The organism is Phenylobacterium sp., from assembly GCF_031360265.1.
Lineage (GTDB): Bacteria > Pseudomonadota > Alphaproteobacteria > Caulobacterales > Caulobacteraceae > Phenylobacterium.
In genome coordinates this window covers 25830-35706 of record NZ_JANMBF010000169.1, presented here as the reverse complement: position 1 = coordinate 35706, position 9877 = coordinate 25830, and the positions used below count along the sequence as shown (strand labels likewise).

10 protein-coding genes are annotated in these 9877 nt (G+C 70.4%); 3 read left to right on the top strand and 7 right to left on the bottom strand.

The window, feature by feature from the left end; genetic code table 11:
• Window positions 1-99: 99 nt before the first annotated feature.
• Window positions 100-288 carry a hypothetical protein gene (locus tag RMN86_RS15720; protein ID WP_309606797.1) on the top strand — a complete coding sequence of 63 codons (189 nt, stop codon included), beginning with the start codon at window positions 100-102 and terminating at the stop codon, window positions 286-288.
• A 6-nt stretch (window positions 289-294) separates the two neighbouring features.
• Here RMN86_RS15720 and RMN86_RS15715 read toward each other — a convergent pair whose 3' ends face one another.
• The 3 genes from RMN86_RS15715 to RMN86_RS15705 form a co-directional block, all read right to left on the bottom strand.
• Window positions 295-1371, bottom strand: a complete 1077-nt coding sequence (locus tag RMN86_RS15715) for a GTP-binding protein (protein WP_309606796.1) — start codon at window positions 1369-1371, stop codon at window positions 295-297.
• Window positions 1372-1420: 49 nt separating this feature from the next.
• Complete coding sequence (locus tag RMN86_RS15710; protein ID WP_309606795.1) at window positions 1421-3298, bottom strand: CHASE3 domain-containing protein; 1878 nt, start codon at window positions 3296-3298, stop codon at window positions 1421-1423.
• Between the two features lie 76 nt (window positions 3299-3374).
• Window positions 3375-4037 (bottom strand): nitroreductase, encoded by a 663-nt coding sequence (locus RMN86_RS15705; RefSeq protein ID WP_309606794.1) that lies wholly within the window; start codon window positions 4035-4037, stop codon window positions 3375-3377.
• Between the two features lie 143 nt (window positions 4038-4180).
• Between RMN86_RS15705 and mtgA the strand changes: the two genes are divergently transcribed.
• Both mtgA and RMN86_RS15695 read left to right on the top strand, forming a co-directional pair.
• Window positions 4181-4864, top strand: coding sequence for a monofunctional biosynthetic peptidoglycan transglycosylase (gene mtgA / locus RMN86_RS15700; RefSeq protein WP_309606798.1), 684 nt, complete (start codon window positions 4181-4183; stop codon window positions 4862-4864).
• A gap of 385 nt (window positions 4865-5249) precedes the next feature.
• Window positions 5250-6107 (top strand): sterol desaturase family protein, encoded by an 858-nt coding sequence (locus tag RMN86_RS15695; protein WP_309606793.1) that lies wholly within the window; start codon window positions 5250-5252, stop codon window positions 6105-6107.
• A gap of 278 nt (window positions 6108-6385) precedes the next feature.
• Here RMN86_RS15695 and RMN86_RS15690 read toward each other — a convergent pair whose 3' ends face one another.
• From RMN86_RS15690 to RMN86_RS15675, 4 genes are read right to left on the bottom strand one after another with little or no spacing between them, the layout of a single operon-like run.
• Window positions 6386-7885: a HAMP domain-containing sensor histidine kinase gene (locus tag RMN86_RS15690; protein ID WP_309606792.1), complete on the bottom strand. Its 1500-nt coding sequence runs from the start codon at window positions 7883-7885 to the stop codon at window positions 6386-6388.
• 50 nt (window positions 7886-7935) lie between these two features.
• Window positions 7936-8976 (bottom strand): quinone-dependent dihydroorotate dehydrogenase, encoded by a 1041-nt coding sequence (locus RMN86_RS15685; protein WP_309606791.1) that lies wholly within the window; start codon window positions 8974-8976, stop codon window positions 7936-7938.
• A complete protein-coding gene (locus tag RMN86_RS15680; protein WP_309606790.1) occupies window positions 8973-9314 on the bottom strand; it encodes a DUF952 domain-containing protein in 342 nt (113 codons plus the stop codon). Before RMN86_RS15680 ends, RMN86_RS15685 begins: the two co-directional genes overlap by 4 nt.
• Complete coding sequence (locus tag RMN86_RS15675; protein ID WP_309606789.1) at window positions 9311-9820, bottom strand: histidine phosphatase family protein; 510 nt, start codon at window positions 9818-9820, stop codon at window positions 9311-9313. Before RMN86_RS15675 ends, RMN86_RS15680 begins: the two co-directional genes overlap by 4 nt.
• Window positions 9821-9877 lie beyond the last annotated feature (57 nt).

Sequence of the window (9877 nt, the reverse complement as noted above, 5' to 3'; positions counted from 1 at the left end):
GGCGCGGATTCAGCCTTAATCGCGTGGAAACCCTCCAGGCATAGCCTGTCGGTCAAACCGAGGGTCAGGAGACCCTGAAGGGCGCGAGGCGCGACGACCATGTGGACTTCGGTTGAGGTGTCGGTGGGCCCCCAGATCGTTCGGGGCCGCTATCGGGTCGATGGCGACATGCTGGTGCTGGAATGGCGCGGCGGCCGGCACGTGGAACGCTATGGGCTGGTGAAGCCCGAGCTCGTCGCCATGCAGCGCCTGCGCCGCGAAGCCCTCGACCACCCTGTCGCGGCATAGGTTCAGCTAGGCTACACACGCCTCGAAGCCGGCCCTGAGCCTGGCCTCGTCGAGGTTGCGCCCGATGAACACCAGGCGGGAATAGCGCTCGGCGCCTTCCCGCCACGGCCCTTGAAAATCGCCTTCGAGGATCATGTGCACCGCCTGGAACACCAGGCGGCGGTCCTCGCCGGCGACGTCGAGGATGCCCTTGGCGCGCAGGATGTCGGGCCCCTGCGCCTGCAGCACCTCGTTCAGCCAGGCGGTCACCGCATTGGCGTTCAGCGGCCGGTGGGCGGTGAGCGAAATGCCCCGGATACCGCTGGCATCGATGTCGTGCGCGTTCCCGTGGTCGGCATGCCCGTTGTGATCGTGGCCATGGTGATCGTGATCGCAGCCGTCGTCGTGAACGTGGCCGGCCTGGCCATGCGTCGGGTTGAGGAAGTCGGGCTCCAGGCTCTCGATCCGCGCCAGGTCGAAGGAGCCGCGACCCAGAACCAGGTCCAGCGGCACGTCGGAGCGTTGCGCCCGATGGATCGGCGCGAGCGGATTCAATCTCCGGATCAGTCGCTCCACCTCGGCCAGTTCGGCCTCGGTGACGAGATCGGTCTTGTTGAGAATGATCTGGTCGGCGAAGGCGATCTGCTCGGCGGCCTCGCGCGAATCCGCCAGGCGCAGCGGCAGGTGCTTGGCGTCGACCACCGTGGTGACGCTGTCGAGTTCGGTCTTGGCCCGCACGTCCTCGTCGACGAAGAAGGTCTGGGCGACGGGGCCCGGGTCGGCCAGGCCCGTGGTCTCGATGATGATCGCATCGAAGCCGCGCCCGGTCTTTTGCGTCTGGCGCTTCATCAGGCCGGAGACCACCCGGATCAGGTCGCCGCGCACCGTGCAGCAGACGCAGCCGTTGTTCATCTCAAAGACTTCTTCGTCGGCGCCGACGATCAGGTCGTTGTCGATGCCGATCTCGCCGAACTCGTTGACGATCACCGCGTAGCGCTTGCCGTGAGCCTCCGAGAGGATGCGGTTCAACAGCGTGGTCTTGCCGGCGCCGAGATAGCCGGTGAGCACGGTGACGGGGGTCTTGCCGGCGAGGGGTGCGGTCATGGGCGCACACTTAGTGCGTGAGGCGGCGCGATGGAACAGGTGACAGGATCTACGCCCGGTTGGCGCCGGCGCCGTCCAGCACCTGGCGCACCTTCGTCGCCAGTTGGCTGAAGGTGAAGGGCTTGGGCAGGAAGGCCACGCCGGCGTCGAGCATGCCGTCATGGACAATGGCGTTGCGGGTATAGCCGGTGGTGTAGAGCACCTTGACCTCGGGCCGCCGCCGGAGGGTCTCGTCGGCCAGTTCGCGGCCATTCATATCGGGCATGACGATGTCGGTGAACAGCAGGTCCACGCGCGGCTGGGCGTCGAGCGCGATCAGCGCCCGCGCGCCGTCCGGCGCATGAACAACGGTGTAGCCCAGGTCGCGGAGAGCCTCGACAGAGACCCGGCGGACGCTCGTCTCGTCCTCGACCAGGAGCACCACCTCGCCATCGACAGCCCGTGGGCTGACCACCGGGGCGGGGACGATGGGGCCAGGCGTGGCGGCGGCCGCCTGGCTGCGGGGCAGGTAGAGCTCAACCGTGGTTCCGGCCCCAGGCTCGGAATCGATCCTGATGTGGCCGCCGGACTGCTTGACGAAGCCGTAGACCTGGCTGAGTCCCAGGCCCGTGCCCCGCCCGACGCCCTTGGTGGTGTAGAATGGATCGAAGGCCCGCGCGACCACCTCGGCTGGCATCCCCACGCCGGTGTCGGTGACCGAGATCATCACATACTGGCCGGGCGTCACGTCGGGGTGGGCCGAGGCGTAGGCGTCGTCCAGGTCGGCGTTGCGGGTTTCCAGCGTCAGGCGGCCACCCCGCGGCATGGCGTCGCGACCGTTGACGCACAGGTTGAGGATCGCGTTTTCCAGCTGGCTAGCGTCGGCGCTGGTGTTCCACAGTCCGGCCGCCAGCACGGTCTCGACCTTCAGGTGTTCGCCGACGGTCCGGCGCAGCATGTCCGACATCCCGCTCACCAGCCGGTTGGCGTCGAGCACGCGCGGCGCCAGCGGCTGCTGGCGCGAGAAGGCCAACAGGCGGCCGGTCAGCTCCGCGGCCCGCTGGGCGCCGTCGAGGGCGTTGTCGAGGCAGACCGCCACCCGCGCCGGGTCCGTCGCCAGCCGCCGCTTGGCGATATCCAGACTGCCGATGACAATCGCCAGCATATTATTGAAATCGTGAGCGATGCCGCCGGTCAGCTGGCCCACGGCCTCCATCTTCTGCATCTGGCGGACCTGGGATTCGGCCACCTCGCGATGCGCGGCCTCGGCCATCAGCCGGTTGTTGGCGGCGCCAAGCGCTTCGCCGGTCTGGACCGCCAGGGCGAGCCGGCGCCGGGCGTCGCGGAACGCGAGCAGGCCAACCGCCAGGATCGCGACGGTGCTGGCCGCCAGGGCCGCCACCACCGCGCTGGCCCAGCGCCGCGCGGTATCGGCGCGAGCCTGCTGGAGGCGCGCCTCCGTGGCCTGCATCCCGCCGACGATCTGGCGCAGATCATCCATCGCCGCCTTGCCCTGGCCCTGGCGAAACCGCATCCGCACGCCCGTCTCGTCGCCACCGTAGTAGACCGCCAAGGTCCGGCTGAGCGCATCCTGGCGCGTCAGCGCAGCGACGCTGAGCCGCTTGGCCGCGGCCGCCTGGTCCGGATTGTCCGCCACGAGCGCCCGCAGCGCCGCCAGGTCCCCCGGCAGCCGCGCCGCGGCGATATGGTAGGGTTCCAGGTAGCCGTCGTTGCCGGTGAGGATGAACCCGCGCTGGCCGCTCTCGGCGCCCTGCACGCGGGCCAGGATCAGGCTCAGCTGATTTTCAACCCGCAGGGTGTGGGTCACCCGGGTGAAGGCGCGCTGCTGCTGCTGCACCAGGGCGATGGCGGCCAGGACCGTGATCGCCAGCGCGGCGAACCCGGCGACCAGCGCGATCAGCGAGCGATCCGGTTTGGTGGTGGGCATTGTCCAGCGATGCTTGGAAACGCCCCGGCTGACAAGCGCCAAGCCGGTGGACCCAGGGCGTTCTGACCGGCCCGTCTCAGTCAAAGCCGCGCAGGCTGCCCCAGACCTCGACCCCGTCTCGCGCCGCCTTCAGGCTGTTGATCGGATGCCCGGGTTCGCGGTGGCCCAGCGCCATGCCCGCGAACACCATGTGATCGTCCGGCACGCCGACGAAGCTGGCGATGGTCCGGGGATAGCGCGCCCAGTATTCCTGCGCGCAGGTGTCCAGTCCGCGCTCGACCGCCAGCAGCATCACAGTCTGCATGAACATGCCAAGATCCGCCCACTGGGGCGGGCCGAGCTGGCGATCAAGACAGAAGAACAGGCCAACCGGCGCCCCGAAGAAGTCGCCGTTCTTGGCCAGCTGGCGCAGGCGCGCGGGCCGATCGTCGCGCGGAATCCCGAGGGTCGCATAGAGATCCTCACCGTTCTGGAACCTGCGGGTGCGGAAGGGGTCCCACAGGTTTGCGGGATAGACCTCGTACTCGGCCGCCTCGCCGAACGGATTGGCGGCGACCTGGGCCTTGAACTCGGCGAGCGGCGCCCCGGCCAGGCCATAGACCCGCCAGGGCTGCAGATTCCCCCCGGAGGGCGCCGCGGCGGCGCGGACCAGGATGTCGGCCACCACCTCGCCGGGGACGGGATCGGGCTTGAAGGCCCGGATCGAGACCCGGGCGGCGACGGCCTCAGAGACGTTCATCTTGGCAAGGGCTCCGGCTTGACGCGCCCCCACGGCGCGGCTCAGCTATTCACCACACAGCCCCCTCAGCCAAGGGGGTCCGGCAAGGACGCCCCTTGGTCAGACGCCAGCCGTTCCAGCGACAGCGCCGCCCGCGCCCCGGCCTGATCGGCCGGGTGTTTCGCTGGACCGTGCTCCTGATCGTATTGGTCGGCCTGGCCGGTCCGATCGTCGCGGTGGCGATCTATCGGTTCGCGCCGCCGCCGCTGACCTTCCTGATGGTCGAGCGGATGGTCGAGGGACACGGCTTCGACCGCCGATGGGTTCCCCTGAGCCGGATTTCGCCTCAGCTGGTGCGCAGCGTGATCGGCGCCGAGGACGCCCGGTTCTGCGAACACCATGGGTTCGACTGGATCGCCATCCGCAAGGCCATCACCCACAACGAACAGCGCCCGGGCCGGGTGCGCGGCGGGTCGACCATCAGCCAGCAGACCGCCAAGAACGTGTTCCTCTGGCCGCAGCGAAACTGGGTTCGCAAGGGCCTTGAGACCTGGTTCACCGTGCTGATCGAGGCCCTCTGGGGCAAGGCCCGGATCATGGAAGTCTATCTGAACTCCATCGAATGGGGTCCCGGCGTCTATGGCGCCGAAGCCGCCGCCCAGGCCAATTTCAACGTCAGCGCGGCCCGGCTGAGCCCAGCCCAGGCCGCGCGCCTGGCGGCGATCATTCCCAAGCCGCTGTCCTGGAAGGCCGCCAGGCCAGGCCCCTATATCCAGCGCCGCGGCGGACATATCGCCGCCGCGGCCGGAACCGTCCGCCGCGATGGCCTGGCCGATTGCGTTCTTTAGAACGCCCGACGCCTTGCCTTCGCTCAAAGAGCGAAACCGCTAACCCGCGAAGTCTGGCCGTGGTCAGGGTTGCCCGGCCGAAAATCAGGGCGCGCGATCGGATCGAGGATGATGGTGGGCGTCGGGGGTCTCGGCGACCTGACGGCGCCGGGCGAGCCTTGCGGCGTCCGCCGCCTGAGGATGTCAAGTCGTCCGGCCGACGCGCGCCTGGACCCAGACGAAGGCCTGGGGGGGGGTGATCGTCAGCCTCCCTTTTTTCCGGTCTGGTTACCTGTTGATGGTTTCTGTGTTGCCCGAGAGCCCGATCCGGCCACGTTCACGCTCACGCCATGTGACGCGGCAGGACGGGCGCCATATATAGGGCGACGACCCCGTTGGAGTGCGCATGCTGAGCCAGTTCGTCCAACACGCCGCGTCCTTCGCGATGCAGGTGTCCAGCACGATCCTCTGGCTGGCGCTGCTGACGCTGGTCTTCGTTCCGCTTGAGCGGTTTTTCACGCTGCGCCAGCGCGGCCTGACCCGCGGCCAGCTGACCGGCGACATCGCCTACTATTTCGTCAACAGCATCCTGCCGACGATCCTGCTGTCGATCCCGATGGGCCTGGTCGCGAGCCTGGTCAGCCGCGCGACGCCGTCAGCCTATATCGAGGCGATCGACGGCCTGCCCCTGTGGCTGCGGATCGTCGCCGGCCTGGTGGTTGGCGACCTGGGCGCCTACTGGGGGCACCGGCTGACCCACAGGTCCGAGCTCCTCTGGCGGTTCCACAAGGTCCATCATGCCCCCGAGCACATCGACTGGCTGGTCAATACCCGTGCGCACCCTGTGGATATCGCCTTCACCCGGCTTTGCGGCCTGGTCCCGATCTATGCGCTGAGCCTGGCCAATCCGGCCACCGCCGACGGCTCGCTGGTGCCGTTCATCGTCAGCTACGCCGGCGTCGTCTGGGCCTTCTTCATCCACGCCAACGTGCGCTGGCGCCTGGGGCCGTTGGAATGGATCGTCGCCACGCCGGCCTTCCATCATTGGCACCACACCAACGATGAGCACCGCGACCACAACTACGCCGCCATGTTCCCGATCTACGACCGGCTGTTCGGCACCCATCATCTGCCCGATCACTGGCCGCCCTGCTACGGGATCGATGAGCCGCAGCCGGCCAGCATGGTCGGCCAGCTGCTGCGTCCCCTGGGGCTCGACGCCTCGGCGCCGCCGGCAAGGCGGTCGCAGACTCCCGCCGCCTGACCGCAGGAACGGGCCGCGCAAGCGCCGACGATGTGGCGCCGCGGTTGCAACGCCCCCAGCGAAAGGCGTTCGCCTGTTCCCATCCGGGACAGCGCACGCCAGACACCGCCGCGCAGTTGCGGTGGCCGCCCGAGCGTCTCACGGCTGATCCTTCGCCAGGTCGACCGATGAGCGCGCGGGCTCCGCGTAGCCCGAGCCCGTTCGCGGCCGCCCGGGCGAGAAACGCCGCCGGCCTCTCCCCGGCGGCGTTTTTCATGTCCGGGAATAGGGGACGGACCCTATTGGCCAAGCGGTGCGCGAGAGCTCTTCGGCGCCCGCCTGCGGGACGACGCCGGCGGGGGCGCGCCGGGAAGTCGCAGCTCGAAGATCGCGCCCTTGGCGCTGGTCACCGCCAGGGTCAGGTCGCCGCCGTGGCCCTGGGCCAGTTCGCGGGCGATCGCCAGGCCAAGGCCCGCCCCGTCCGGCCGCCCCGACCCGGCGAAGGGCTGGAACAGCCGCTCGCGCACCCGCTCGGGCACGCCGGGGCCATTGTCGGCGATGCGGATGAGGCTGGCGTCCTCCGCGCGGGTCAGGCTGACGACAACGCGGCCGGGTCTGCGCCGGGCCTCCTGGTGCTCGATCGCCTCGCGGGCGTTGCGCAGCAGGTTGGCGAGCATCCGATGCAACTGATCGGGATCGGCGCTGACCTGTTCGGCCGCACCCACCGCGCAGTCCAGCGTCACGCCATGCTCGGCCAGCCGGGCCTCCTCGGCGGCGGCGGCGACGGCGGCGGCCAGGCGCAGGGGCCGGGGCTCCGGCGCGGGCTCCTGGGTCTTGCCATAGGCCAGCACCCCGGAGGCCAGCTTGACCGCCCGGTCGAGGGCGCGCTCAAGCCGGGGCAGCACCTGGCTGACCTTGGGATCCTTCAGCGCCGCCAGCCGCTCCGAGGCGATCTGGGCGCTGGTCAGCATGTTCTTCAGGTCATGATTGATCTTGGCCACCGCCTCGCCGAGCGCCGCCAGCCGGCCGCGCGCGTTCAGCGCCACCCGCAGGTCCGCCTGCATCCGGTCGAGCTCGGCCTCGGCGCGGCCGATCTCGTCGCGACGGCCGGACAGCGGAACCCGGGCCTCGGCGTCCTCCGGGTCGGCGCGAAAGCGCTCCATGGCATAGGTAATCCGCTGCATCGGCCGCACGAGGAAGATGTTCAGCGACAGATAGACGACCCCGCCCACCCCGGCGGTGACGAACGCCGCCACCAGCACCAGCTTCCAGAGATAGGCGATCAGCTCGCGCTTCAACTCGGCGTCGGGCGCGACGATCTCAACAAAGTCGCCCCGGCGAAAGCGAGGCGGCGCCACGACCCGGACAAACCGCCCCTCGCCGCCGAGCAGGGTCTGGAACGGCGCCGCGAGCCACGAGGCCGGCGCCTGGTCGCGCAGGTCGACCACATAGGGCGCGCGCCGCAGGCTGGGTCCGCCCAGCACCAACCGGCGCATGCCGTCGGTCTGAATGGCCACCCGGGCGACGCCCGCGCCGTTCAACAGCTGGTTGGCGATCTGCTGGGACACCTTGCGGTCGGGCGCGACGTCGGGGGCCAGGGACGCCAGCTCGCCGGCCCGCACCCGGTCCAGCAGCCACTTCTCCTCGTATGACGCCAGCGTCGGCGGCAGGGCGAAGCAGGCGGCCGAGACCGCAAACAGGATCGTCAGCGTCAACAGGCGCGCCGACAGGCCGCCCGGCCAGAAGAAGCGGGGCCCCTTCGACCTGGGAAGCTCCTGCGGCGTCGCGGTGTCCGCCATGGGCTTCACCTAGTCCAGCCGGCGGGGTTCGGCAACGCGGCCAAACGCGGCTACCGCGCCCCGACCGCGGCGGCGAGCGTGGCGAACCCGTCGGCCCGCAGCCGCGCCGCCAGATCGCGCTTGATCGCGCCCACCAGCCCCGGACCCTCGAACACCAGGGCGGAATAGAGCTGCACCGCGCAGGCGCCCGCGCGGATCCGGGCATAGGCTTCGGCTCCTGTGCCGACGCCGCCGACGCCGACCAGCGCCAGCCGTCCCGCGCCGACCTCGGCGAACTCGCCCAGCACCCGCATCGCCAATGCGGCCAGCGGCGCGCCGGAGAGACCGCCCGCCTCGCCCGCGAACCGCGACGCCAGCGCCGGCCGCGAGACCGTGGTGTTGGCCACCATGATCCCGCTGAGGCCGCCGGTCAGGCAGGTCTCGACGATCGCCTCGACCTCGCCGCTCTGAAGGTCCGGCGCGACCTTCAGGAAGATCGGGACGCGGCCTTCCGCCGGCAGGACGTCGCGCGCCTCAGCCAACCGCCCCAGCAGGTCCTCCAGCGCGGCCCGGGTCTGCAGCGCCCGCAGCCCCGGCGTGTTGGGCGAGGATACATTGATGGTGAAATAGGACGCCAGGCCCCACAGCCGCCGCAGCCCCACCACATAGTCGCCGATGCGATCCTGGGAGTCCTTGTTGGCCCCGATGTTGGCCCCGACCAGGCCGGCGCGCCGATGCGCCAGCCGGCCCGCGAAAGCCTCCAGGCCCCGATTGTTGAAGCCCATGCGATTGATCACCGCCCCGTCCTCGCTCAGCCGGAACAGTCGCGGGCGCGGATTGCCGGCCTGGGGCCTGGGCGTGACGGTGCCGCACTCCACGAACCCGAACCCGGCGCGCAGCATGGGTCCGTGAACCTCGGCGTCCTTGTCGAACCCCGGCGCCAGGCCGATCGGGTTGGGCAGGGTCATCCCCGCCACCGGGCACGCCAGGATCGGATCGTCCGGGCCGTCGAGCGGACCCAGGCCCAGCTTCAACGCCCCGATCGCCAGGCGGTGCGCGTCCTCCGGGTCGAACCCGCGCATCGCCCGGGTCGCCAGGCCGTGCAGCGTCATGACCCGACCGTGATGGCCGGCGCGCCATCGGCGTCGAGCGGCGCCTCGGTCACGCCGCGCACCTGACGTAGGGGCAGCGGCCCATAGAGGTGGGGGAACAGCGCCCCGCCCCGCGACGGCTCCCAGCGCACACCGTCCCCCAGGTCATCGGTCTCGACCTCCAGCACCACCAGCCCGACCTGGCCGGAGAAATGGCGGCGCGCGGTCTCCCGCACCTGGGCCGCGGTCGAAAAGTGGATGAAGCCATCCTGCTGGTCGAGGGGCGAGCCGTCGAACTGTCCGGCCTGTTGCGCGGCGATCCAGTCGGCGCGCGGCAGGATCTTGTAGATGCGGCTCAATCTCCGCGCTCCAGGCCGCGGTCGGGAAAGAACAGCCCGTCAAACGCCGGCCGGCCGTTGGCGTCGAACAGGAACACCGCCGCCGCCGCCGTCGGGAACCGCCGTCGCGCCCGGTCGATCAGCGAGGTCGGCGCGGAGCCCTCTGCCAGCAGCTGCACGGTGAGCTCCTGCAGTCCGGGGTTGTGGCCGATCACCATCAGCGTGCTGACGCGGGCGCCGGCGCGGGCGACCTCGCGGCGGATCGCGCCGGAATCAGCGTGATAGAGATCGTCCTCGATGCTCAGCCGGGCCCTGGGAAAGTGCGGCTCGGCGGCGGCCCAGGTGTCGCGGGTGCGCGCCGCCGCCGACACCAGCGCCAGGTCGGGCCGCAGGCCAAGGTCCGCCAGTTGCCCGCCCATGGCCGCCGAGTCGGCGATCCCCCGCGGCGCGAGGCGACGGTCGAAGTCATCGCCGCTGGCGGACTCGGCTTCGGCCTTGCCGTGCCGGAAAAGGATCAGCCGGTCCATGCGCACTCCGCCCCCGCTCACCCTCATAGCCGCGCCCGCGCCGGCTGCGAAGCCGCT